The following is a 26,571-nucleotide window of genomic DNA, read 5'->3' as shown; positions in this document are numbered from 1 at the left end:
TCTAAGCATTAACTATGATTAATATGCACTGGATCACCAACATATTAATTGTCGCAAAATATCTGTTTAAATTGATGACCAGTGTGCCATAATTTTAATGTGTTCCGCTTTGTAACCTTTAAGGTAGCTTGTGACTTCGCGTATTTCTCGGTTTTTAGCATTGGCTTTTATCTCTTTTTCGGCCAATGCCATAGAAACAGATTCCATTTTCTATTCTTTGCCCAGCCAAACACAGGGGCATTTTTTAACAGCTAAAAAACTCTTTCCTAATGAAAAAGGAGGGGTTTGGGTTCAAGATATCCAAAATCAAGTTTACTACTTTGATGGTCAACATTTTTCACTTCTTCCAGGTCGAGCATTTAACCACGACATAAACCAAATAACTTATGCATCAGGATACTTTTGGTATATTGATAGTGGGCGCTTACTTAAAATAGATAGATCGGGTCATAAAGACGTTGTATTTGAAGCCAGTAATCAAGAAACTTTTCAAACCATTGGTCAATCGGAGCAAGTTGTTTGGCTATATGGAAGTCATTATTTTCATACTTTTGACACACGCACTGGTCAGCAAACGTCTATTCCGGTTTCTCAAATCACCCAAGGTTCAACAAGTGAAAATGAAGGCATTATTAGTGCTATTTTAGTGGCGGGGAAATGGGTGGTAGCAACGCGCCAATCCATCTTCTACGTAGAAAAACATAGAATTCGACGAGTGCTCGCTCAACACTTTTCAAATATTAATCAATTAGCCTACGACCAACGTAATTTACGTTTGTTAGTTGGGACGCAAAGTGGATTGTTTAGCCTTAATATGGCAACAATAAACCCTGAGTTGGAACCCGTCGTTTCTGGGCAAATACAAACCATTTTAATCACTCCGGATGATTATTGGATTGGAACAAAGCAAGGTTTTTATGTTTACCAGTTTGAGAATAAATCGCTTAAACATATTTATGCCAGCTACCAAGACGACTTTGCTTTATCAAATAACAATATTATGGGGCTTAGTGCGGATAATAACGGCGGAGTTTGGGTTGCCACTGCAAAAGGCATCAATTATTACTCGCAAACCAGTAGCTTGTTTAAGCGAGTACGCTTTGGTCGAGAACGTTACAACTTACCTTATGTACATATTAACGATGTACTTATGATGAATGATCATTCGGCATGGTTGGCCAGCAACCTAGGCTTATTTAAAGTAACAGCAAGCCTAGGTGATAATAAAGAGAACCAAGTTGAAAAAATATTAGAGTACAACGTTTCTCATATTAGCCAATTTGAACACATATTATGGTTAAGTCATGATGATAAATTGATACGGTTTGATACTCATTCTGGTATTGCAGTTGTTATTCGTAAACACAATAAATGGTCAGGAAGAGATATTACCCATCTTGTGACAGATGAGGCCGGCAATGTTTGGATTTCTACCGAGATTGGCTTATATCGTTATTCTCCTCAGCAAAAACACACCGATGAGTTCGGGCTGGAATGGATGGTTGATCAATACGGCCCATCGACAATCACAAGTCTTTATCCGGGAGCGGGTGGAAAACTCTGGGTGGGAACGGATCACGGAGTTTATCAATACAGTCATCAAGAAGTGACTTTTGATGCAAGAAGCTCCGACTATGGCGCGGTCACCTCAATCAGTGAGTCTGCCGAAAAACAAGTGTGGAGTGCGAATAATTATGGGCTGTTGAATATGAAAGAGGGAGCCTTTAGTGCTCAAAAAGTTCGCCTACCTCATTCAAATAGTATTCCTCTTTGCGTTATTGGATCGAAGCTTGGTACGTGGGTGACAACGACCAAAGGCATTCAATATTATGATCATGATGCGGTGCTTTCTCGTCATTTTTCAGAGCCATTTGGCCTTGTGACGAATGAATTTTTACCGAATGGCTGCAGCTTATCTCCCAGTGGAAAAACGTTAGTATTAACTTCTCGACTCGGCCTTGTCTTTGTTTCAACCGATACCTTAATCCATACCGACCTACCGACCAACAATGTACTTGTTGGAGAGTTGCAAGTGGATCACTCTGTTGTAACGATCGCACCGAAAACCAATAGCGATTTGCATATTAATTATGGACGTTCGATCAGTGTGCTATTTGGTATTTTACCTAATTTTGAAGTTCCACAAGTGCAGTACCGTTTACTCGGCAGTGATAAAGATAATTGGGTTGAGTTCCAAGGTTCACAATTAACCTTTGAGCATCTCGAACCAGGACGTTATACCTTAGAGTTGAAAACAATCTCCCAGGTAGGCACCAGTCAGAGTGGTGCTCAATACGCTTTTGTTATCGACAAGCCTTGGTATTTATTGCCTATAACTATGATTATTTTTGCTATTTTCATCATTTGTAGCATTGTTATCGGGATAGCATGGCGCTCTAAGGTTATGGTGAAAACGAATTCGAGACTGAGGCGCCTTATAAATCTTAAAACTCAGCAACTAAGGCATCAAAGTCAGTTGTTGGTCAGCAGTAATATGCAACTGAGGAAGCAAGCTCAAACAAGGCGAATATTAGTGGCAGATCGCATTGATAAAGCGAAATCGACACTGGTCGAGTTGAAGCAATATTTAAACGCTAGTGAATCGCTTATTCATTCACAGATTTTAGATCATACAGAACAAGCATTAGAGCCTTTAGACCAAATTATTGCCTTGTTTGCCAATAAAAAACAAGAATGTACTGTGTTTGATGGGTTGGTTGTTTCATTTGTGATCAAAGCGGTAATAAAAGGATGGCAACAAGAAGCCGATAAGGTTGGTGTGACTATTTTAGTGGAAGATAGTACGCAAGGCTGCTTGATTAAGGTGAAACATTTCAATCTTGATATGATTTTAAACACCTTAATGGCAAGCGCATTAATTCGTTCCGATGCCAATCAAATCATTCATTTATCGGCCAAACTTTACGATGGTAGACTTCGGATTTCTATTGAAGATACTGGCGAAGGTGTGTCGGAAGAAGAAATACAAGCTTTCGAAGCCCAAGAGTTTGGGCTTGCTGTGATTGAACATAAATTTACATTATCGGATACCTCACTTTCTGCGATTGCTCAAATGGCAGAGCACAGCGGAGGACACTTTGATTTCCACTATAACCAATTGACTCATAAAACACGGGTATCGATTTCATGGCCGATTGAGAACTGCATACCCTCGGCTAACCATACTCCTGCGGAACTTGCAGGTTACACTAAACCGTCGGAAAGAGATCAAGCACAGCGCGCTTACTCGACTAAAAAACGTAATAATCAGGTTCAAAGTGAGTGGCTTGATAAAGTTTATCAGTTGGTCGAAAAACATTACCCAGACCCTGATTTTAGTACTTGTCATGCCGCGAAGATGCTGTTTGTTTCGGAGAGAAGCTTACAAAGAAAATTTAAATTGTTATCTGGCGGTTCTTTTATGGACTATGTGACCAAGGTTCGTTTAGAGAAGGCTTGTGAGTTATTAATTGCAGGAGAAAAAATTTCGGATACTGCGTTTGAAACGGGCTTTAATGATCCTTCTTATTTTAGCCAACGGTTTAAACATTATTTTGGCTTATCACCATCTAAGTTCATCGAAAACTCAATGGGTTAGTATACCAAGCAACTAACCTTGCTTAAGTGCGATTGAATATAAGTCTGGTTGGCTGGCTAAAAGAATAACGCTCATATAATCAGATAAGGGCACGTTGCTTAAAACAACGTGCCCTTATCTATGAATAAAAAAAACGTGACATAACCGGGGGGATCATGTCACGGGTGTAATGACACCTTCGCTTGCTGCCGGAGTGTATTGATAGACAATACACATCAGGAATAAAAGGGTTGAATAACATGTCGTTATCGATAGATGTATTTATACGGGATTCAACTTATTTTTCGTATAAAAATAACGACAATCGGGTATGAGATTAGCGACAATCGATGGGTTTTTCTATTATTGTTTTAAATATCAATGACTTGTGCTTTATTTGTGATAGTGGAAATAACGCTTATTTTTTGCCATTGACGTTTTTAACGGAGTGGGTGTTACTTAAAAATGACGTTTTTAACGTAGGGTTATTTATGTTTTTAGACCAATAAAGTTGCGAGCCAACAATCATGTCACTTCGTTTTAAGCTAAGTTGAAAATAGTTTTACAGCTATCAACACTAATTTGATGTATAGCAAAAAAACTTACTGACATAGAGAGTATTATTGGTGAAAATAGTAATAGTTATCATTAAGAGTCTGACTGAGATATGAAATTAAGCGAATTACAGATAGGGCAAACGGCCAATATCGTTAATCTCAATGCATTAGCAAGTGATATTAGGAAGAAGTTGATGATCATGGGAATGCTACCTAATACTCAGGTGACGCTCATTCGTAAAGCGCCAATGGGCGATCCATTACAAGTTGAAGTCAGAGGTGTGTCACTTGCTATTCGTGGTCAAGTGGCTGCTGCGATTGAAATTGGGAACGTACAATGAGTTTTAAAATTCTGACGGTTGGAAACCCGAATAGTGGTAAAACGACACTTTTTAACAGTTTAACCGGTGCGAAGCAGCACGTAGGAAACTGGGCTGGGGTTACGGTTGAGAAAAAAACCGGTCTCTTTGAGCACAAAGGACATACTTTCAGTTTGACGGACTTACCTGGGATATATTCGCTTGATAGTGCGAATGATGCCAACAGTATCGATGAATCCATCGCTTCATCGGCTATCTCCTCTATGCCTGCTGATTTGATTATTAATGTCGTGGATGCAACCAGCTTAGAACGCAGTTTGTATATGACATTACAATTGCGTGAGCTTGGCCGCCCGATGGTGGTGGTATTAAATAAGCTGGATGCATTGCACCGTGAGAGACAAGAAATTGATGTCGAGGCATTATCTAAAAAACTCGGTTGTCCTGTTTATATTTTATCTGCCATTAATAAAAAGCAAGTGTCGGTCTTCAAAGAAGATTTATATGACCTGTTACAACATCCAGAAGCGACTCGACTCGATGGGTTGGCTCTACATTATGGTGAGCAGATAGAAGCGGCGGTGGCGGAGTTAAACGATTTGTGGCCACAAGATGGAATAATTTTACCGAGAGCGATGTCTATTCGAGCTTTAGAGCAAGATGGTTTAGTGATGGATAAACTCTCATCATCACAAACAGAGCACTGCGCTTCCCTATTAAGCCGTTTAGACGCAGAGTTGGATGTTGATCTTACTATCACTACCGCAAAATATGACTACTTACACCAATTGTGCCAGCAAGTACGACGTTCGGAATCGGCATTGACGAAAAGCTTTACTGACAAACTTGACGTCGTTGTCTTGAATAAATGGTTGGGTATCCCGATTTTCTTTTTCATCATGTATTTGATGTTCATGTTCTCGATTAATATCGGTAGTGCTTTCATTGATGTCTTTGACATTGGTGTTGGAGCTATTCTTGTTGATGGTGGACACTACTTGCTTGATAACCACTTACCTATTTGGCTGGTGACTGTCTTGGCTGATGGCCTCGGTGGCGGTATCCAAACCGTTGCGACGTTTATTCCGGTGATTGCTTGCTTGTATTTATTTCTCTCTTTGTTAGAAAGTTCAGGCTATATGGCTCGAGCGGCTTTTGTATTAGACAAAGTGATGCAGAAAATCGGTCTGCCCGGTAAAGCATTTGTTCCTTTAATCTTAGGGTTTGGCTGTAATGTTCCTGCCATTATGGCCACTCGCACCATGGATCAAGAGCGTGAGCGTAAGCTATCAGCTGCTATGGCTCCATTTATGTCATGTGGGGCGCGGTTACCGGTTTATACTTTATTTGCAGCGGCTTTCTTTCCAAATAGTGGCCAGAATGTTGTCTTTGCTTTGTACCTATTAGGTATATTGGCGGCGGTGTTTACGGGAATGTTGCTAAAGAAAACCTTGTACCCTGGTAAGAGTAGTAGCTTCATTATGGAGATCCCGGATTATGAAATTCCAACGCTTCGTAATGTTGGCCTAAAAACTTGGCAAAAACTCAAGCGCTTTGTGTTGGGTGCCGGTAAAACCATTGTTATCGTGGTGGCGATTTTGAGCTTTTTAAACTCATTAGGCACAGACGGTTCGTTTGGTAATGAAGATAGCCAAAATTCGGTATTATCGAAAGCGGCGCAAATTGTGACGCCAATTTTTTCTCCAATGGGAATTGAACAAGAAAACTGGCCGGCAACCGTAGGTATTATTACAGGGATCTTTGCCAAAGAAGCTGTGGTGGGGACGTTGAATAATCTCTATTCTGATCCTGCTGACGATGCCGTGGAATTTGATTTGGGTGCGAGCTTAAAAGAGGCTCTGCAAACTATTCCTGATAATTTGATGGCGTTAAGTTTCAGCGATCCGTTAGGTATTGAAGTTGGAGATTTAACCGACAGTGCGTCTGCAGCGCAAGACCAAGGGGTTAGCGACGGTATATTTGGTAATTTACAAGCCTACTTTGTAAGTGGTGGCGCAGCATTTGCTTACTTGTTATTTATTCTACTCTACACACCATGTGTTGCTGCAATGGGAGCTTATGTTAGAGAGTTTGGGTCTAAATTCGCACGCTTTATTGGGGTTTGGACGATGTTTTTAGCGTATTCGTCGGCCGTTATTTACTACCAAGCGACCAGCTTTGCTGCGCACCCGTTGTCGAGTAGTTTGTGGATTGGCTTGATGTTGCTAGCTTTCGTACTCGTTTACATTCGCTTAAAACAGGTTGGTCAAAAAGAACAAGCGTTGCGGATTGATGTCGTAAATATCAACTAAATGATTGGTGATTAACCGCCAATAATGAATAAATAAAGCTCAGAACTCCAATCCCGGATCTGAGCTTTTTTATTAACGATTAAATGCGGGATATTGTTTTTGAAAAGCGTCAGCTAAGTGTTGAACTAAGGCTTCAGTCTCTTGAGTTGAACGTTGTTTCCCTTCAGTATTGCCCCAGACTGGGCCTGGCCATGCTATGTCACTTTCAAAGCGAGCAATATGGTGGATATGCAGTTGCGGTACCATGTTGCCTAATGCCCCTAAGTTTAACTTCTTAGGATTAAAGAGAGCTTCTAGATTTTCAAATACAACCTGGGATTCCACCAAAAATTGTTGCTGTTGCTCCAGCGGTAAATGATGTAGCTCTTGCAGGCCATCGATTTTAGGCACAAGAATGACCCAAGGGCCGATATTTTCTTTATGCAATAACGCTAAGCAAAGCGGGAATTCACCGATCATATCCGTGTCTTTTTGCAATTGTGGGTGCAGTGTAAAACTCATGTTTCACCTTCATATTGTTTATTGAACTTGCTTGGATATAGCAAAAGCATATCACTGAATTAGATAAAAAAATCCCCTTGATTGTTTATGCTATCAACCAAGGGGAGCGTTTATTTTATTGAGCAATGTTTAAGTATTACATGCGCTCTAAGGTTTCAATACCTAGTAGTTCAAGACCTTGCTTAATCGTTTTAGCCGTTAACGCAGCCAGCTTTAAGCGGCTTTGTTTCACGGTTTCATCTTCAGCGCTCAAGATAGGGCACGCTTCATAGAAACTAGAAAACTGACCTGCTAGCTCAAATAGGTAGCTACACATTAAGTGAGGTTGACCTTCGCGAGCTACTGATGATACTGCTTCATCGAATTGAAGCAGTTTAGAAATTAGAGCTTTTTCTTTGTCATCACCGACCATGATATCGCCAGATAGGCTGTTCATATCAATACCTGCTTTTGCAAAGATAGAAGCCACACGGGTGTATGCATACTGCATGTAAGGCGCAGTATTACCTTCAAACGCCAGCATGTTATCCCAATCAAAGATGTAATCGGTAGTACGATGCTTAGACAGATCGGAGTATTTCACCGCAGCCATCGCAACTGTGTTGGCAATGTTGGCTTTTTCTTCAGTTGAAAGCTCAGGGTTTTTCTCTTCGATCAGTTTTTGAGCACGTTCGGTTGCTTCATCAAGAAGATCGGCTAAACGAACCGTACCGCCTGCACGAGTTTTAAATGGACGACCATCTTTACCTAGCATCATGCCAAAAGCGTGGTGTTCAAGAGACACTGACTCTGGTACATAACCGGCTTTACGAACGATGGTCCAAGCTTGCATTAAGTGTTGATGCTGACGTGAATCGATAAAGTATAATACGCGATCGGCGCCTAAGGTTTCGTAACGATATTTCGCACAAGCAATGTCAGTGGTGGTGTATAGGTAACCACCATCGCGTTTTTGTACGATAACGCCCATAGGTTCGCCATCTTTGTTTTTGTATTCATCAAGGAAGACAACTTGCGCACCATCATCTTCAACCGCTAAGCCTTGTGCTTTTAGGTCTGCAACAATCGTTGGCAGCATATCGTTGTACATGCTTTCGCCCATGACGTCGTCACGCGAAAGAGAAACGTTTAAACGGTCGTAGTTGCGCTGGTTTTGGATCATGGTGACATCAACCAATTTCTTCCACATTTTCGCACAATGTTCATCACCGCCTTGTAGTTTTACAACGTAACCACGAGCACGTTCAGCAAACGCTTCATCTTCATCGTATAATTTTTTCGATTCGCGGTAGAAGCCTTCAAGGTCAGCAAGTTCCATTGAAATTTCGCCTTGTTCTTTTTCGACACGTTCAAGGTTGGCAATTAACATACCAAATTGCGTACCCCAGTCACCAATGTGGTTAGCGCGGATCACTTTGTGACCTAAAAACTCAAGCGTACGAACCACCGCATCACCGATGATGGTTGAACGTAAGTGGCCCACGTGCATTTCTTTAGCAACATTTGGCGCAGAGTAATCAGCAACGATAGTTTGTTGTTCTTGAGTCGCAATGCCTAAACGCTCATCGGCTAATGCGGCAGACGCTTGCTTGGCTAAGAAAGCAGGGTCTAAGAAAATGTTAATGAAACCTGGGCCAGCAATCTCTGCTTTGCTCGCGATACCGTCTAGGTCTAAAACATCAATCACTTTTTGCGCAAACTCACGAGGGTTCATGCCGAGTTTTTTTGCTACACCCATAACACCGTTTGCTTGGTAATCACCAAATTGTGCTTTGGCTGATTGTCGAACTGCTGCTGGGCTTCCAGCGGGTGCGCCAGCGGCTTCGAGAGCTTTCGATACTTTGTCATTAATGAGGGCTGCAATATTCACGTGTGCTTCCTATGTAGTAGCTGTAAGGCGGGTTGTTTTTTCAATCAACAACCAGTCAAAATTTTTAATTAGAAAATGTGATCTATGATACCAATATTTACCAGTACATGAAAAACCTAATCTGCAATTTAAAGGCATTTTATTGGATTTATTTTTCACGTGCTTATTATTTCAATTGCTTTGGCTGTCGAAATATTTCAGATACACTCTCGATATAATTTCACACTTTTGGATGTCTACGACGATGACTGTTTCCACACTAACCTCTTTATCGCCTAACTCATTATTCCCGAAAGCATTGCTGGCGGATCTACCTCGTTTTTGGGGAGATATTTTAGCTTTAGCGGATGAGTTAGGAATCGAGACTCAATCCCTTGTGGCCGACCATATTGCGATGCGAATTAATGATCTTGATGTGGCAAAAAGTGCGCACCAAGCGTGGTTAACCCAAGGTAGGCAAATTTCCAATGCGATAATTAACGGTCGTCCCATTATTGTGATTGCGTTTTCTCAACCTTTGCAGATTGAAAGCCATATCATTGAATGTCTAGAGTTGCCTTATCCAAGTGATAAAACGTACCCAAATGAAGGTTGGGAGCATGTGGAGTTTGTTGTGCCAAGTTCCGCACAAACCGCCCTAGAGTTTGTTGAAGAGGTAAAAATCGCCTTTCCGCGATTAGCTGATAATTGGGAAGGTTTGGCTGAGAAAGGGATCAAAGTGAAATTATCAAGCCCGCAAGGCGAAGGGGAGCGTTTGGCGAATCCGACAGTGGCTTTTAAGAAAAACGGTGTGTGTATTAAGCTACATCCTCATACTTTGGAAGCGGTGATCGCCAGTGAGCAAGCTGAGTAACGACAATTAAATATAGACAGGCGCCTCGCAAAAAGAACAACGCAATGCGACGCGCCTAAATCATAATGACTCAATAACCGTTACAAGATCACTGTTTTGTTGCCATAAACAAACACATGGTCGTTTACGACTTTACTCAATGCTTTACTGAGCACATTCTTTTCAACATCGCGACCAGCTTGCGCCATATCAGCTGCACTGAAGTTATGATCCACAGGGATGACATCTTGCTTAATGATAGGGCCTTCATCTAAATCGTTAGTCACAAAGTGCGCGGTTGCGCCAATGATTTTTACGCCACGATCAAATGCTTGCTGGTATGGTTTTGCACCAATAAAGGCTGGCAAGAAACTGTGGTGAATATTGATGATTTTGTGCGGGAATTGCGCCACAAAATTAGGCGTTAATACGCGCATATATTTGGCTAATACTACGTAACGAGGGTCGTAACCTTTAATCACCTCAAGCATTTTTTCTTCATGCTCTTCGCGGCTTAATCCTTCATGGGAAATGTGGTGATAAGGAATATCAAAGCGTTCCGTTAAGGTTTGTAGTTTATCGTAGTTACCGACAACTGCCGCAATTTCAACATCTAAACTGCCATCGTAAGCTTTCATTAAAATATCACCAAGGCAATGGGCTTCTTTGGTTACCATGATAACGATTTTTTTGCGTGATGAGCTGATCAATGAACGCTTGCTATTGGTTGGAAGAGCAAGGTCTAAATCGGCCAATAATGTTTTATCATCAAATGTCCCTTCGAGTTCCGTTCGCATGAAAAAGTGGCCGCTAGCATTGTCCACAAATTCGTTGTTGTGAATGATGTTAAGTTGATGTTTAAAACAAATATTGGTGATTTTAGCAATCAATCCACGTTCGTCGCTGCAGTGTGTTAGAAGTGTTTTTCTTTCCAAGTTATCCATACCAAAATCCAAAGTGGCAAAATCGAATGACGAGACAAAAGTCGCCAATCAAAGGTGACTCAACAATCTAACGATCTGTAAATCATTTAGCAAGCGTATTTAATACACGTTATTTATACAGGTATTGGGGCTTGAGTTTGATAACGTCATTTCACTGTTTCACCAAAGCTGCCATAATTGCCAGCTCGCTTTAACGCATTTTGGCAATGGTATCTGATGATTACGAAAACATTTTCTTCTTCTGGCGCTTTAGGAAAAGCTATCCCAGGCTTTCAGCCTCGCCAACCTCAGATTGATATGGCCGAAGCCGTTCACAAGGCAATAGCCAACGATCAGCAATTGGTGGTCGAAGCGGGAACCGGAACCGGCAAAACCTTTGCTTATCTTGTGCCAGCGTTATTGAGCGGCAAAAAAGTCATCATCAGTACCGGATCTAAAAACCTACAAGAGCAGTTGTTTCATCGCGATTTGCCTTTAATGGTTAACGCTCTGGGTTTTACTGGGCATGTGTCTTTATTGAAAGGGCGCTCCAACTACTTATGCTTAGATCGTTTAAGTCGACAACTGGTAGAAAGCCACACCAATGAAGCCGACCCAGAATTATTATCACAATTGGTAAAAGTGCGTTCTTGGTCATCGGAAACGAAAACCGGTGATTTAGGCGATTGTGAAGCGATTGCCGAAGACTCACCGATTATCACAACGATTACTTCGACCAATGATAACTGCCTTGGGAAAGAGTGCCCCAGCTATCAAGATTGCTTTGTTTTAAAAGCACGTAAAAAAGCCATGGATTCGGATCTTGTGGTGGTGAACCATCATTTGTTTCTTGCCGACTTAGCGATAAAAGAAACCGGATTTGGCGAACTGATACCGGATGCCGATGTGTTTATTTTTGATGAAGCACACCAGTTGCCGGATATTGCCAGCCAATATTTTGGGCAATCCATTTCTAGTCGGCAAATCCAAGAGTTAGCCAAAGATATTGAAATTGGTTATCGCACTGAAGCCAAAGATATGCGTCAGTTGCAAAAAATTGCCACTAAGCTAGTACAAACCTTTATGGACCTACGGATTATTCTCGGTGAAATTAATTATCAAGGGTCGAATTCATCTGGAAAAAGTATTCGTGGTAATTGGCGTGAAGCGATTAAATCGCCTGCGGTGATGCGTGAAATTGAACGATTACACGAGGCGTTAGATTTAGCGTTAGAAGTGTTAAAAATCGCGTTGGGGCGTAGTGAGTTATTAGATGCGGCTTTTGAACGCACCCACATGATTAAAAACCGTTTGACCCGAGTGTGTGATGTGGCGATTACTGGTTATTCCTACTGGTTTGAATGTAGTCCACGTCACTTTGTTCTGCACATTACGCCACTGTCGGTATCGGATAAGTTTAAAGAGCAAATTGAAACGAAGCAGGGCAGCTGGATTTTTACTTCCGCGACACTGGCGGTACGTGATGACTTTAAACACTTTACCGAACGGTTAGGTATTGAACCTGCCCAACAATTTACTCTGCCTAGTCCGTTTGATTATCAGTCTCAAGCGCTACTGTGTGTACCTAGATATTTACCTGAGCCTAATAGTGTTGGCATGGCCGAAAAATTGGCACAGATGTTAGGCCCGGTGATTGAAGCGAATAATGGCCGATGTTTCTTTTTATGCACTTCTCACCAAATGATGCGTCGTTTGGCGGATTTATTTCGTGAGCAACTGGATTTACCTGTGTTAGTGCAAGGTGAGACCAGTAAACAAAAATTACTGAATGAATTTATTGAGTTGGGCAATGCCATATTAGTGGCTACTGGCGCATTTTGGGAAGGCATCGATGTTAGAGGAGACGCGTTAAGCTGTGTTATCATTGATAAACTGCCGTTTACGGCGCCAGATGATCCTTTGCTCAAAGCGCGAATTGAAGATTGCCGACTCAAACAGGGTGATGCGTTTGCAGAAGTGCAATTGCCTGATGCGGTGATTACCTTAAAGCAAGGGGTGGGGCGTTTGATTCGAGATCAACATGATAAAGGTGTCTTGATCATTTGTGATAACCGACTGGTGACTCGTGATTACGGAGGGATTTTCTTGCAAAGTCTCCCGCCGATTCCTAGAACGAGAGATTTACAGAAAGTATCCGATTTTTTATCTCACTCATGTGCGACAACTCGTACACCTGAGTGACAGACGAACATATAACAGAACTTAAAATAATTTAGCCTGAGGCCTTAATGAGCGCAAAAATTCTTGCTTTAGATACATCAACAGAAAACTGCTCTGTTGCATTAATGATTGACGGTCGCATCATCGCGCGCAGTGAAGTGGCACCTCGTGATCACACTAAAAAAATTCTTCCAATGGTCGATGAAGTATTAAAAGAGGGCGGTGTTACGCTGCAAGATCTTGATGCATTGGCATTTGGTCGTGGTCCGGGTAGTTTTACTGGCGTACGCATTGGCATCGGTATTGCCCAAGGTTTAGCTTTTGGTGCTGAGTTGCCAATGATTGGTATTTCAACACTCGCTGCCATGGCACAAGCAACGTACCGTATCCATCACTCTGAAAGTGTTGTAGCGGCGATTGATGCGCGTATGAGTGAAATCTACTGGGGTCAATATCAACGTCAAACTAATGGTGAATGGCAAGCGGTTGCGGTTTCCGATGGTCAACGGGAATGTGTGATCCCACCACAAGAATTAGCGGAACATATCGCGGCGCAAAGCGGTGAGTGGACACAAGCGGGTACTGGTTGGGAAGCCTACGCTGAAAGTTTAGATAACTTGCCGTTGTCGATGACAAAAGGTGATGTGTTGTATCCTGAAGCGCAAGATATTGCAGTATTAGCGCAATTTGAATGGCAAAAAGGCAACACGGTAGAAGCGGAACAAGCCAGTCCGACTTACCTTCGAGATAAAGTCACTTGGAAAAAACTACCGGGTCGTGAATAAACCGCATTGATCGCTTATTCAATCTGATGACTTATCCCATTTGAGAATGTATCTAAATAGGGCAATTGGAACCGAATCCGGTTTGCATTTGTCCTATTTATATTTTTAGGGTTTATCTGCCATCGCCTTGCACGAATAAGATAGGAAAGAAATCATGAAACGATATTGTTGGTTGTTTTTGATGCTTATTGGGTTATCGGCATGCTCTTCTTTGCCTCCTGAATTGGAAACCACGAGCACTCAACCGATCTCTGATTATCAACAATGGATCAATACTGACCCAAATAAAGTGGTTGACGTTCGTTTGGGCGGGGTGATCGCAAAAGTCACTAATCTAAAAGATAAAACGAGAATTGAAATTGTCAATTTACCCATATCATCGGCAGGTAAACCAAGTTTAGAGCAAGATCCTAAAGGTCGTTTTGTGGCGTATGTTGATGGCTTTTTAGACCCGATGGCGTATAAAAATGGTCGCCTAATTACCGTGGCAGGAAAAAGCGCTGCCCCCGAGCAAGGGAAAGTCGGTGATTATTCGTATACTTTCCCGGTATTAAATGCAATGGGCCAGCGCTTATGGACGATTGAGAAAACCACCTATATTGAAAATAATGACTTATGGATGGGCGGTTGTTTCCGTAGTTCGATTTTCTGTCAGGGATACGGCCCAAGCAGAGCTAGAGTTATTCAACAGGTGAAGTAACGAATGAGTGATGAATTAATGTTACGTAACGTCGATATTCAACTATCACATCTACGGTTATCTGCACTTGAGTTCGGTGAAGAGAGTCACGCCAATGTGACGTTATTATTTTTGCATGGTTGGTTAGATAACGCCGCCAGTTTTAGCTCTGTTATGGATAGCCTGATTGAAACTGCGCAACAGAAAAATTGGCACCTGTTGGCGATTGATCTGGCAGGGCATGGCTTATCTCAACATCGAAGAGCGGACAATTTTTACCCATTTCATGACTATATCGCCGATCTTCATGAGCTATTGGCGAAAATAGCGCCAAATAAATGTATTTTAATCGGTCATTCTCTTGGTGCTTTAATAGCAAGTTGCTATAGTGCCGCCTTTCCCGATAAAGTGGATGGTCTTATCCAAATTGAAGGATTAGGACCACTAACTGAACCCGCTGAAAATAGTGTTGAACGTCTACGCAAAGGTATATTGAGCCGTCAGCGCATCAAGGCAAAACCAATGCGGCGTTATGTTTCACAACATGATGCCTGTTTGCATCGAATGCAGGCCAACCAGCTGAGTGCGAAACAATTAAGGCCCTTGATTGAAAGAGGCACCTATCTTGAAGATGGTCACTGGTATTGGCGATATGATCCGAAATTAAAATGTGAATCCATATATCGGATGACAGAAGAGCAAGGCTTAACGTATTTACAAGCTATTGAGTGTCCAAGCTTATTGATTTTGGGCCAAACCGGGTTTCCACAATTGGTAACCGCGGAGAGCAGAAAGGCAGCATTAAAACATCATCAGGAAGTGACCGTACCCGGTGGGCATCATTGTCATATTGAGTCTTTTGCCCAAGTTAGCGACATAATTCGTCATTTTGTCGCCAAAAGTGTGATTTAAGCATTTAACCTGAAATGTGATTGCCGTTACCATGAGCGTCACGTTACCAACAACGAATAATAAAAATACATTGCAGTTGATTCATTGAATGTGAATTTATCCAAACTGAATGTGAGACTAATTGAAGGAAAATACCGTGGAAAAACCGTGGTTAAACCGTTACCCAGAGAATGTGCCTGAAACAATCGATCCAGACAAATATTCATCATTAGTGGAAATGTTTGAGCAGTCAGTACAAAAGTTCGCTGATCAGCCTGCCTTTATGAACATGGGCTCCGTGATGACTTTCCGTAAGTTAGAAGAGCGCAGCCGAGCATTTGCAGCTTACTTACAAAATGATTTGAAATTGAAAAAAGGCGATCGTGTTGCCTTAATGATGCCCAACGTATTGCAATACCCAATCGCGTTATTTGGCATTTTGCGTGCCGGTATGATCGCGGTTAACGTGAACCCGCTTTATACCCCGCGTGAGCTTGAGCACCAGCTAAATGATGCTGATGCTAAAGCGATTGTGATTGTGTCTAACTTTGCTCATACGTTAGAAAAAGCGGTGGCGAATACGCCAATTAAACATGTGATTTTAACCAGCCTTGGGCAAATGTTGCCGAAAGTAAAAGGCACCGCGGTCGACTTTGTTGTTAAATACGTAAAAGGTTTAGTGCCTAAGTATCATTTACCTGGGGCTATCTCATTTCGCAAAGCGCTGTATAAAGGTCGTCGCCTGCAATACGTGAAACCTTTCCTTGAAGGCGATGATATTGCGTTCTTACAATACACTGGCGGCACGACGGGTGTGGCAAAAGGTGCAATTTTATCGCATCGCAACATGGTAGCCAACGTGCTACAAGCGAAAGGCGCTTATGGTTCGCTTTTGCGTGATGGTCGTGAAACGGTGGTGACCGCATTGCCTCTTTATCATGTTTTTGCTTTGACCATTAACTGCTTGTTATTTATGGAAGTGGGTGGCGCGAATTTATTGATCACCAACCCTCGAGACATTTCAACGTTTGTTAAAGAGCTGCAAAAAACATCGTTTACAGCAATTACGGGGGTGAACACCTTATTCAATGCCTTGGTTAATAATGAAGACTTTAAAGAGTTGGATTTTAGCCACCTGCGTTTATCGGTTGGTGGTGGTATGGCGGTGCAACGCGCGGTGGCCGATAAATGGATCAATATTACCAAGTGTTACTTGCTTGAAGGCTACGGTTTAACCGAGTGTTCTCCGTTAGTTGCCGCTTATCCTTACGACTTAAAAGAATACAATGGTTCAATTGGTCTTGCGATGCCATCAACAGAAGTGCGTATCATCGATGATGAAGGTAATGTGCTTGGTTTTGATCAAACGGGTGAGCTTCAAGTACGTGGCCCGCAAGTGATGGAAGGTTACTGGCAACGCGCTGAAGCGAGCAAAGAAGTGATTACCCAAGATGGTTGGTTATCAACCGGCGATATCGTGCGCTTTGACGATGAAGGCTTCATGTACATTGTCGACCGCAAAAAAGACATGATTTTAGTGTCGGGCTTTAATGTTTACCCGAATGAAATTGAAGATGTCGTTGCCTTACATAGCAAAGTATTAGAAGTGGCGGCGATTGGTCAACCGCACGATACATCAGGCGAAATTGTCAAAATTTATGTGGTGAAAAATGATGAGAGCCTCACCAAAGAAGAGCTTATCGCCCACTGCCGTGAGCACTTAACAGGCTATAAGATCCCGAAAGTGGTTGAGTTCCGTGACGAACTGCCAAAAAGTAATGTCGGTAAGATCTTACGTCGTGAGTTAAGAGAAGAAAATATTGCTAACCTTGCCAAGAAATCGGCTTAGTATTTATCAGTCAGTTTCAACGTAAAGTGTTAGTAAGTTAAAATACCAATCGCGAGTCTTTTCTGAGAAGGCAATGCGATTGGTTTTATTTTTAAGGAAGACTGTGAATTATCAAATAATCTCCACCGCAACGGCATTAGAGAAAGTGTGTCAACAAGCGCGTTTAACCGATGTTGTTATGCTTGATACCGAATTTGTACGCACTCGTACTTACCATCCTCAACTGGGTCTTATCCAATTGTATGATGGCGAGCAACTAGTGTTGATAGATCCGCTTGAAATTGATGATATGCAGTCGTTTTCCGAATTATTAATGGATACTTCGGTTACAAAAATATTGCATGCTTGCGGTGAAGATTTGGAAGTGTTTCAACATGCGTTTGGTTGCACGCCAACACCCATGATTGATACTCAGCTAATGGCTGCCTTTTTAGGTTATGGCCTATCGACCGGCTTTGCTGCATTGGTGAATGATTATTTAGACGTTGAGTTGGATAAAAGTGAATCACGCGCAGATTGGTTAGCAAGACCATTAACTGATAAGCAGCTCGATTATGCAGCGGCGGATGTCTATTACTTACTGCCGTTATATCAAAAACTACTGCAACAAGTGGAAGATAAAGGCTGGTTAGAGGCGGTTAAACGAGAATCTGAACTGTTGGTTGAAAAGCGCTTAAAGCCAACGAAACCTGAGCAAGCTTACTTGTCGGTAAAAGGCGCGTGGATTTTACAGCCTCAGCAGTTAGCCATTTTAAAAATCATCGCACAATGGCGCTTGCTAGAGGCACAGAAGCGAGATTTAGCGTTAAATTTCATTGTTAAAGAAGCCAATATGGTGGAAGTGTGTCGCAATGAAATGACCAGCTTAAAGCAAATGAATGACGCGGGATTTGATCATCGTGAAATTCGCCGCCACGGTAATACCTTGATCGAGATGGTCAAGCAAGGCCAAGCGACACCCGAAAGCGAATGGCCTGCTAAGATCACCCGCTTAATGGATAATCCAGCGTATAAGCAATTATTCAAAGTATTAAAAGATGAAGTAAAAATAGCGTCCGAATCATCTGGCTTAGCCACCGAATTTTTAGCGTCAAAAAAGCAGCTAAATCAGTTTATTTCTTGGGTGTGGAATAAAGACCGCAATCCAGAACAGCTTCCAGAGGTCATGCAAAGCTGGCGTAAGTCGATTCTCGGTGATGAATTAAATAAGAAGATGAATGATAAAGGTTTCTAGGCTGCTGATCCCTAGGCTTTGAGTTCTTTCAAAACATAAAAAAGCTGAACCACTTAAAAATGGTTCAGCTTTTTTTATTTCTTTTTCTAGGGACTCGTCACTTATTCTTTATCTGGCAACTGAATATTCAGTTCAAGCACCGATAAATCATCATCACCTTGCTCTAGGTTCACGTTTACCATTGAAGGATCAACCGAAACGTATTTACTCAACACTTGCAGAATATCTTCTTTCAACTGTGGAAGATAAGAAGGGCTAGTACTGCCTTGATTACGGCGTTCTGCAACAATGATCTGCAAACGTTCTTTGGCAAGGTTAGCGGTATCTTTTTTCTTCGGTCGGAAGAATTGCAGTAATGACATATTAACCTCCAAATAAACGTTTAAAGATGCCTTTCTTCTCTTCGGTTAAGAAGCGAAACTCTCTCTCTTCACCTAATAAGCGGTCAACGGCGTCACTATAGGCAAGTCCTGCATCGGATTCATCATCATGAATTACAGGCACACCTTTGTTAGAAGCATTCAATACCGCCTGGCTTTCAGGAATCACGCCAAGTAGAGGGATGTGTAAGATGTCTTCAACATCGGTCACACTAAGCATTTCACCAGCATTCACACGAGCAGGATTATAACGAGTTAATAATAAGTGTTGCTTAACGGGTTCTAAACCTTGCTCTGCACGTAATGATTTTGAATCAAGCAAGCCGAGAATGCGGTCAGAATCTCGAACAGAAGACACTTCAGGGTTAGTGGTAATTACCGCTTCATCAGCAAAGTATAGTGACATTAACGCACCTTGCTCGATACCTGCAGGTGAGTCGCAGATAATGAAGTCAAAACCCATGTCGTGTAATTCTGTTAAAACGCGCTTTACGCCAGTATGGGTAAGGGCATCTTTATCACGAGTTTGAGACGCAGGAAGAATATAAAGATTGTCACAACGTTTATCTTTGATTAATGCTTGATTAAGGGTAGCTTCACCATTAATCACGTTCACAAAATCATAAACAACACGACGCTCACATCCCATGATTAGGTCGAGGTTACGTAAGCCAATATCAAAATCGATAACAGCCGTTTTCTTTCCTCTTAATGCAAGACCGGAGGCAATCGCTGCGCTAGATGTAGTTTTGCCTACACCCCCTTTACCAGACGTCACGACAATAGTACGTGCCATTTCATTTCCCTTATGTTGAATCTAGACCTTTAAAAACAATGATGATCTTTACAGTGTGATGTTTCGACGACTGAGTGTCATTGTTGTTGCTAAGTTAACGCTATTTTTAACATTAAATGCCTGCTTTTTATATAAGCACTTGATTTAATATTACTTAATCTTTTTGAACGTCAGTTGTTCATCTTGTAGTGTCAATAACACTTTTTGTTGCCAATACTCAGAACCAATTTGATCACTTAAATAGTAATGACCAGTGATAGAAACCAATTCAGCTTGTAAATCATCACATAAAATCATGGCGCCTTTTTGGCCACTTGCGCCTGCAATGATTCTGCCTCGGCAGGTTCCATGAATATGCACACTACCATCGGCAATTACTTCGGCGCCAGCACTGACATGGTTGAGAATGACGAGATCGCCACCTTTTGCGTAAACTTGTTGCCCTGAGCGAATAGGAGTGTGGATCACTTTGGTGGGTACCATTTCAGCAGGAGCTTGGTAACCCGATTTACTGGTCGACATCACGGCAAAGCCAGCGTTGGTCACATGTTTTTTTACCAATGGGTTTTGGCAGCCAGTAACGCCAACAGGAATCATTCCAGCTTTCACAATCCCCTGACGTAACCCTTCGAAATCTATGTCAATTTGTGGCGCTTTCTCAATATCGACCACCAAGGGTGCATGAGTAAAAAAGGCCGGAGCTTGTTCTACTTTGTTGTGTAAAAATTGCAGGCAATCTTCGACATTATCTTCTGTTAAGTGAAGAACGGATAACGCGAAACTACTGCCTTTTAAATCGGGTTTGGTAGCCATAGAAATGATTACTCTGAATGTTGAATGCACATAAAAATATTTATTACTGCAAATGCTAAATGGCCATTGGAAACAGTAACAACATCAAGACTGACAATGTTATAGTCTATTTAAAGCGCGATTGAGTTAATTGCTTGTCATAATGATAAAAAATGAGGCCAAATCCAAGCGAAAGTCATGGTTGTTTTTGTGTTTGATTACTCTGTGTTCAAACCGTGACCTTATCCGTCATTTTCGTTGGGTATAATAAGCTAAAAAGGATCCGTTATGTTGTGTTCTGTTTATAAAAGTGCAAAAAAAGAAGGGATGTATCTTTATATCCCGAAAAAAGACGATTTTTCTGACGTACCTAGCCCCTTACGTGAGATGTTTGGTAAGCCGACTTTTGTCATGGTGATGAAAATGGAAGGCCGCAAGTTGGCTTCAGTCGATATTGAAAAGGTAAAACAATCATTAAAAGACGATGGTTATTTTTTACAACTTCCACCGCCACCAGTGAATTTATTAGATGAATATAAAGCTCGAAAATCAGAGCAGTAATGTCAAAGAAGGATAGATATGAATATTAAGCCACTCGGTATTTCAGCATTACTTTTAACGAGTTTAGTGAGTTTCTCAACCGTTGTGGTGGCCGAAGATACGGCATCAGTAGAAGACGCGGCCTCTCAAGAAGTGAAATTCAATGCTTATCTTGAAACACTAAAGCAAGAAGCGAAAGAGCAAGGCATTACGGATGCAACGATTCAGGCAGCATTTAAAGATGTTGTTTATAAACCCCATTCAGTGAAAGCGGATAATAACCAACCAGAAAAAAAATTAACGCTCGATGAATATATTCCTCGCGCAGTACCAGCGTGGAAAATTAAGCAAGCAAAACGTTTGTATCATGAGAATTTTGAGGACTTAAAACGTATTGGTGAAAAATACGGTGTCCAGCCTCGCTTTATTGTGGCGTTATGGGGTGTAGAAAGTAACTTTGGGCGTTATACCGGCAATCATAATGTGGTCGGGGCTTTATCAACATTAGCATTTGATGGTCGTCGCGAAGCGTTATTTCGTAAGCAAACCATGGCGGCTCTACAAATTATTGATGAAGGTCATATTAGCGCTGAAGATATGAAAGGCTCATGGGCCGGTGCGATGGGGCAGTGCCAATTCATGCCGACGTCCTTCTTAGCTTATGCTCAAGATGGTAATAACGACGGTAAAAAAGATATCTGGACGACACCGCAAGATGTTTTTGCCTCGACGGCAAATTATCTAAAAACGGAAGGTTGGGATGATAAATATACTTGGGGCCGTCAAATTAAAGTTCCACACGGTATTGATCCAGAGCTGCAAGGTCGTGATGAAGCTAAAGGTAAATATTTACAGCAATGGCACAAGCTTGGCATCACCGATCTAGATGGTTCGCCATTACCTAAGCTCAATCAAGATATAAAAGCTTGGTTGATTATGCCGGATGATGAGGCGGGTCGAAGCTATTTGGTATACAACAATTACAATGTTTTGATGCATTGGAATCGTTCTTATTACTTTGCTTTAGCAGTGAGTACGCTTGCTGATGAAATTATTGATAAAAAATAAATTTACTGCACGCTTGTATAGCAAAGGTAAAGTAGTGTAAATTCCTTCCTGATTCATATCATTTCTTCTTTGCTAAGAGTATTTTTAAAGGCTGTCATTGGAAAAAATGACAGCCTTTCTGTTTTTAAAATTAATATCGAGACATCAATATGCGTGTAAACCGTTTTAATGTGGGATTATTATCGGCTGTTTTGGTTACGGGGATAACTGGGTGTGACTCTCAATCTTCTACTCCGCAGCAGTCTACAGCACCTCAAGCTACCCCTGTCCAAGTGATTACCATGGCGAAAAAGCCTACCACGATATACAGCGAGCTTCCCGCTAGAGTGTCAGCGACCAGAGTGTCTGAAGTACGTCCACAAGTAACCGGTATCTTGCAGAAACGCCTTTTTGAGGAAGGTCAGTTGGTTGAGCAAGGTGACTTGCTATATCAAATTGATCCGGCGCCTTATCAAGCGGATGTTAACAGTGCACAAGCCGCATTGGCCAAAGCGAAGGCCGATGAAAGTGTTCTGAAGAAAACAGCGCTACGCTATAAAGATTTAGTGCAACGTAAATTGATTAGCCAAGATGAGTTTGATAAAGCGGATGGCAACTGGCAGCAAGCCCGAGCGCAATCCTCTGTGGCACAAGCGGCACTCGACAATGCGAAAATTTCGTTGTCATACACCAAGGTAACCGCACCAATTTCTGGCCGTATCGATATTTCGAATGTAACAGAAGGGGCGTTAGTGACCGCCAATCAAGAAGTCGCATTAACGACCATTCAACCACTTGATCCTATTTATATTGATATGACTCAGTCTTCGCTGTCTATGGCGAAAATTAAAAAGAATTTGGGCTCTAACAATAACCCGAAAGTGGGTGTGAAGCTGGAAGATGGCACCGATTACGATCAAATGGGTGTTCTTACTTTCTCTGGTACAAAAGTAGACAGTTCAACGGGTAGCGTAACATTACGTGCCAAAGTACCAAACCCAGATTCAATTTTACTACCGGGCATGTTTGTCCGTGCTGAAATTGTGATTGCCGATCAAAAACCTATGTATACCTTATCTCAAGCACTAGTGAGCTTTGGTCAAGATGATCAAGCGACTGTATTTGTGGTTGAAGATGGCAAAGTGGCCGTACGTTCAGTCACCACAGGACCAACCGTGAATAATAACGAGTGGGTTATTGAGTCTGGTCTGAAAGATGGCGACCAAGTGATCGCGAGCAATTTAATGAAAATTCGTCCCGGCTCTCCAGTCACTATCGTATCTGATCATACAAAAGATGCGAAAACAGCACAGCAATAGGAAATAGACTCATGGTGAGATTTTTTATCGATCGCCCAATTTTTTCTTGGGTAATCGCGATTTTGATCATGCTGGCAGGTGCCTTGTCCGTGATCACTTTACCGGTGCAGCAGTATCCAACTATTGCGCCACCGGCCATACAGATCAATGCAATGTATCCAGGGGCTTCAGCGAAAACGGCTGAAAACTCAGTGACTCAGGTGATAGAACAAAATATGACGGGTCTTGATAACCTGCTGTATATGTCATCATCAAGCAGTTCATCTGGTTCCATTACGGTAACATTAACCTTTGCGCTGGGGACCAACCCTGATATTGCACAGGTACAAGTACAGAACCAGTTACAACAAGCTTCTAGTCAATTACCATCAGAAGTACAAAAGCAAGGGCTAACCGTACGTAAAACCTCGAGCTCGTTTATGTCCGTATTGGCCTTCATCTCCAAAGATGGCAGCATGACCCAAAGTGACATCTCCGATTATGTGAATGCGCATATTTCTGATCCGCTAAGTCGAATTAACGGTGTGGGTAATGTGCAGGTTTTTGGTTCTCAATATGCGATGCGTCTGTGGCTTGACCCTGCGAAGCTGACGAGTTATCAGTTGGTTCCAACCGATGTTTATAGTGCGATTGAATCGCAAAACACTGAAGTAACCGTAGGGCAATTAGGCGGCGCGCCTTCTGTCCCAGGTCAGCTAATTAATGCCACGATTACCGCACAAAGTCGTTTAGAAAGCGTTAAGCAATTTGAAAATATTCTTTTGAAAGTGAACCCAGATGGCTCACAAATTAGAGTAAAAGACGTCGCAAGGGTTGAGCTCAATGGTGAAGATGTTAGCATTTTAGCTCGATTTAACGGTAAAGGTGCATCGGGGGTTGGTATTCAACTCGCGACGGGTGCGAATGCCATCGATACTCAAAAACGTGTCGATGATAAAATTGCTGAGCTAAAAAGCACAATGCCAGATGGTTTAGAAGTGGTGAAACCTTACGACACCATTCCATTTGTTCAACTTTCTATTGAAGAAGTAGTACATACACTGATCGAGGCGATCGTCTTAGTGTTCTTAGTCATGTACTTATTTTTACAAAACCTACGTGCCACCTTGATTCCAACGATTGCGGTACCTGTTGTGCTTCTCGGTACTTTTGGTGTCATGGCGGCGATGGGCTTTAGCGTTAATACCTTAACCATGTTTGGTATGGTGCTGGCGATTGGTTTGCTGGTGGATGATGCCATCGTTGTGGTCGAAAACGTGGAACGCGTGATGGCTGAAGAAAATCTGCCACCGTTGGAAGCGACTCGTAAAGCGATGGGTGAAATTACTGGTGCCTTGATTGGGGTAGCCATGGTGTTATCCGCGGTATTTATCCCAATGGCCTTTATGAGTGGGTCAACAGGGGCGATCTACCGTCAATTCTCTCTAACTATTGTGTCTGCGATGGTGCTGTCAGTGATTGTGGCCATGATCTTCACACCAGCATTGTGTGCGACCATGTTAAAACCTCATCATGGTGAGAAGACGACAGGGTTCTTCGGTTGGTTCAACCGTACCTTTAACCGCTCGAATGATAAGTACACGTCGAATGTCGGTCGATTACTTAAGCGACCAAAACGTCTGTCGATCATTTATTTGGCGCTTTTACCGTTGATCGCTTGGTTATTTATGAACATTCCTGCGAGCTTTTTACCGGATGAAGACCAAGGTAACTTCATGGTTATGGTCCAATTGCCACCCGGCGCCACATTAGAGCGTACTCAAAAAGTATTGGATGAAGTTCAAGACTATTTAGATACTGAAGAGAAAGATAACGTCGAATCTTTTTTCCAAGTATCGGGCTATAGTTTTGTTGGCCAGGCGCAAAATGCCGCAATGGGATTTGTTAGCTTAAAAGATTGGTCTAAACGAACCAACCCAGAACAAGATGTGAATGCGATTGTTGGTCGATTGGTTCAACATTTCAGTCAAAACCAAGATGGTATGGTATTAGCGTTTAACTTACCTCCGATCATTGAATTAGGTCAGGCGACAGGCTTTGATTTCTTCTTAGAAGATCGTGGTGGGTTAGGCCATGAAAAATTAATGCAAGCCCGCAACCTATTGCTTCAAAAAGCCGCGCAAAACCCTGTGTTACAGAAGGTACGACCAAATGGCTTGGATGATACATCGCAATTTTATATCGATTTAGATTATGAAAAAGCAAAAGTATTGGGCGTGTCGATTAATGACATCAACCAAACCTTATCTATGGCGTGGGGCTCAGCTTATGTGAATGACTTTATTGACCGTGGTCGAGTCAAGCGTGTTTATATTCAAGCAGATGCACCTTATCGTATGACACCTGATGATTTGAATCATTGGTATGTACGCAATAACGAAGGCAAGATGGTACCGTTTAATGCCTTTAGCCATACTCGTTGGGGTACCGGTTCTCCAAACTTGCAGCGTTACAATGGTAACTCTGCGGTAGAGATCTTAGGTGAAGCAGCACCGGGTTACAGTACAGGTGATGCCATGGCAGCGATTGAAGATATTGCGAAAACATTACCAGAAGGCACCGCAGTGAGCTGGACAGGTATGTCGTATCAAGAACGTCAATCTGGTTCTCAAGCGCCGATGTTGTACGCGATTTCAATGATCGTGGTGTTCTTAAGTCTGGCAGCCTTGTATGAAAGTTGGACGATTCCAATGGCGGTTATCCTCGTTGTTCCTTTAGGGGTATTAGGGGCTTTAGGCGCAACCATGCTGCGTGGCCTAGAGAATGACGTCTATTTACAAGTGGGTTTATTAACCACCATTGGTTTGTCGGCGAAAAACGCTATCTTGATTGTCGAGTTTGCGAAAGACCTGTATGAGAAAGGAATGGGGTTAGCTGAAGCGACAATCGAAGCGTGCCGCATGCGTTTACGTCCAATTTTAATGACGTCATTTGCCTTTATCCTTGGGGTGCTGCCACTGGCAACCAGTACAGGTGCTGGGGCAAACTCACGTCATGCGATTGGTACTTCGGTAATCGGTGGTATGTTAACGGCGACATTCTTAGCCATCTTCTTTGTTCCGCTATTTTATGTCGGGGTGATGAAGCTGTTTGGGGCAAAAAGAAAGGCGACGCCTGAAACTGAAGCGCCTTCAGAGCCGCAAGTGGCCTTAGAATCGAAAGATTAATCAATCAGTAAGTTTACAA

The 26,571-nt window shown here is 42.2% G+C and carries 20 protein-coding genes; 14 read left to right on the top strand and 6 right to left on the bottom strand.

The window, feature by feature from the left end; genetic code table 11:
* The first annotated feature begins 130 nt into the window (after positions 1–130).
* The 3 genes from VRUMOI_RS08445 to feoB all read left to right on the top strand — a co-directional run bounded on the left by VRUMOI_RS08445 (position 131) and on the right by feoB (position 6,766).
* A complete protein-coding gene (locus tag VRUMOI_RS08445; protein ID WP_089140151.1) occupies positions 131–3,598 on the top strand; it encodes an AraC family transcriptional regulator in 3,468 nt (1,155 codons plus the stop codon).
* A gap of 646 nt (positions 3,599–4,244) precedes the next feature.
* Positions 4,245–4,475 (top strand): FeoA family protein, encoded by a 231-nt coding sequence (locus VRUMOI_RS08440; protein ID WP_089140152.1) that lies wholly within the window; start codon positions 4,245–4,247, stop codon positions 4,473–4,475.
* Positions 4,472–6,766 carry a Fe(2+) transporter permease subunit FeoB gene (gene feoB / locus VRUMOI_RS08435; protein WP_089140153.1) on the top strand — a complete coding sequence of 765 codons (2,295 nt, stop codon included), beginning with the start codon at positions 4,472–4,474 and terminating at the stop codon, positions 6,764–6,766. The genes VRUMOI_RS08440 and feoB overlap by 4 nt, the downstream gene beginning before the upstream one ends.
* A 72-nt stretch (positions 6,767–6,838) precedes the next feature.
* Here the strand turns inward: feoB and VRUMOI_RS08430 are convergent, their stop codons facing one another.
* Complete coding sequence (locus VRUMOI_RS08430) at positions 6,839–7,267, bottom strand: HIT domain-containing protein (protein ID WP_089140154.1); 429 nt, start codon at positions 7,265–7,267, stop codon at positions 6,839–6,841.
* A gap of 136 nt (positions 7,268–7,403) precedes the next feature.
* Positions 7,404–9,137 carry an arginine--tRNA ligase gene (argS, locus tag VRUMOI_RS08425; RefSeq protein WP_089140155.1) on the bottom strand — a complete coding sequence of 578 codons (1,734 nt, stop codon included), beginning with the start codon at positions 9,135–9,137 and terminating at the stop codon, positions 7,404–7,406.
* 244 nt (positions 9,138–9,381) lie between these two features.
* Here argS and VRUMOI_RS08420 point away from each other — a divergent pair, with 244 nt between their 5' ends.
* A complete protein-coding gene (locus tag VRUMOI_RS08420; protein WP_089140156.1) occupies positions 9,382–9,990 on the top strand; it encodes a VOC family protein in 609 nt (202 codons plus the stop codon).
* 80 nt (positions 9,991–10,070) lie between these two features.
* On the opposite strand, the gene purU is transcribed toward VRUMOI_RS08420, so the two are convergent.
* The gene (gene purU / locus VRUMOI_RS08415) at positions 10,071–10,913 is read right to left on the bottom strand and encodes a formyltetrahydrofolate deformylase (protein WP_162598356.1); all 843 of its coding nucleotides are present in this window, start codon (positions 10,911–10,913) and stop codon (positions 10,071–10,073) included.
* A 216-nt stretch (positions 10,914–11,129) separates the two neighbouring features.
* Between purU and VRUMOI_RS08410 the strand changes: the two genes are divergently transcribed.
* From VRUMOI_RS08410 to rnd, 6 genes are all read left to right on the top strand, one after another.
* Positions 11,130–13,094, top strand: coding sequence for an ATP-dependent DNA helicase (locus VRUMOI_RS08410; protein ID WP_089140157.1), 1,965 nt, complete (start codon positions 11,130–11,132; stop codon positions 13,092–13,094).
* A gap of 47 nt (positions 13,095–13,141) precedes the next feature.
* On the top strand, positions 13,142–13,858 hold the full coding sequence (gene tsaB, locus VRUMOI_RS08405; RefSeq protein ID WP_089140158.1) for a tRNA (adenosine(37)-N6)-threonylcarbamoyltransferase complex dimerization subunit type 1 TsaB: 717 nt from the start codon (positions 13,142–13,144) through the stop codon (positions 13,856–13,858).
* A 154-nt stretch (positions 13,859–14,012) separates the two neighbouring features.
* Positions 14,013–14,558: a Slp family lipoprotein gene (locus tag VRUMOI_RS08400; protein ID WP_089140159.1), complete on the top strand. Its 546-nt coding sequence runs from the start codon at positions 14,013–14,015 to the stop codon at positions 14,556–14,558.
* Between the two features lie 3 nt (positions 14,559–14,561).
* Entirely contained in the window at positions 14,562–15,449 is an 888-nt protein-coding gene (locus VRUMOI_RS08395) for an alpha/beta fold hydrolase (protein ID WP_231897439.1), read from the top strand.
* A 136-nt stretch (positions 15,450–15,585) separates the two neighbouring features.
* On the top strand, positions 15,586–17,277 hold the full coding sequence (gene fadD / locus VRUMOI_RS08390) for a long-chain-fatty-acid--CoA ligase FadD (RefSeq protein ID WP_089140160.1): 1,692 nt from the start codon (positions 15,586–15,588) through the stop codon (positions 17,275–17,277).
* Between the two features lie 103 nt (positions 17,278–17,380).
* The gene (gene rnd / locus VRUMOI_RS08385) at positions 17,381–18,511 is read left to right on the top strand and encodes a ribonuclease D (protein ID WP_162598355.1); all 1,131 of its coding nucleotides are present in this window, start codon (positions 17,381–17,383) and stop codon (positions 18,509–18,511) included.
* 101 nt (positions 18,512–18,612) lie between these two features.
* Here rnd and minE read toward each other — a convergent pair whose 3' ends face one another.
* The 3 genes from minE to minC form a co-directional block, all read right to left on the bottom strand.
* Positions 18,613–18,873, bottom strand: coding sequence for a cell division topological specificity factor MinE (gene minE, locus VRUMOI_RS08380; protein WP_089140162.1), 261 nt, complete (start codon positions 18,871–18,873; stop codon positions 18,613–18,615).
* 1 nt (position 18,874) lies between these two features.
* The gene (gene minD / locus VRUMOI_RS08375) at positions 18,875–19,687 is read right to left on the bottom strand and encodes a septum site-determining protein MinD (RefSeq protein WP_089140163.1); all 813 of its coding nucleotides are present in this window, start codon (positions 19,685–19,687) and stop codon (positions 18,875–18,877) included.
* A gap of 150 nt (positions 19,688–19,837) precedes the next feature.
* Complete coding sequence (gene minC, locus VRUMOI_RS08370) at positions 19,838–20,500, bottom strand: septum site-determining protein MinC (protein WP_089140164.1); 663 nt, start codon at positions 20,498–20,500, stop codon at positions 19,838–19,840.
* A 267-nt stretch (positions 20,501–20,767) separates the two neighbouring features.
* On the opposite strand from minC, the gene VRUMOI_RS08365 reads away from it, so the two are divergent.
* The 4 genes from VRUMOI_RS08365 (at position 20,768) to VRUMOI_RS08350 (ending at position 26,552) form a co-directional block, all read left to right on the top strand.
* Positions 20,768–21,040 (top strand): YcgL domain-containing protein, encoded by a 273-nt coding sequence (locus tag VRUMOI_RS08365; protein WP_089140165.1) that lies wholly within the window; start codon positions 20,768–20,770, stop codon positions 21,038–21,040.
* Positions 21,041–21,058: 18 nt separating this feature from the next.
* Positions 21,059–22,087 carry a lytic murein transglycosylase gene (locus VRUMOI_RS08360; RefSeq protein WP_089140166.1) on the top strand — a complete coding sequence of 343 codons (1,029 nt, stop codon included), beginning with the start codon at positions 21,059–21,061 and terminating at the stop codon, positions 22,085–22,087.
* Positions 22,088–22,236: 149 nt separating this feature from the next.
* The gene (locus VRUMOI_RS08355; protein WP_089140167.1) at positions 22,237–23,385 is read left to right on the top strand and encodes an efflux RND transporter periplasmic adaptor subunit; all 1,149 of its coding nucleotides are present in this window, start codon (positions 22,237–22,239) and stop codon (positions 23,383–23,385) included.
* A gap of 11 nt (positions 23,386–23,396) precedes the next feature.
* Complete coding sequence (locus VRUMOI_RS08350; RefSeq protein ID WP_089140168.1) at positions 23,397–26,552, top strand: efflux RND transporter permease subunit; 3,156 nt, start codon at positions 23,397–23,399, stop codon at positions 26,550–26,552.
* Positions 26,553–26,571 lie beyond the last annotated feature (19 nt).

Origin of the sequence: Vibrio rumoiensis, assembly GCF_002218045.2 — a bacterium.
Lineage (GTDB): Bacteria > Pseudomonadota > Gammaproteobacteria > Enterobacterales > Vibrionaceae > Vibrio > Vibrio rumoiensis.
The sequence above is the reverse complement of the archived record's forward strand: the minus strand, read 5'-3'. Positions and strand labels throughout refer to the sequence as shown.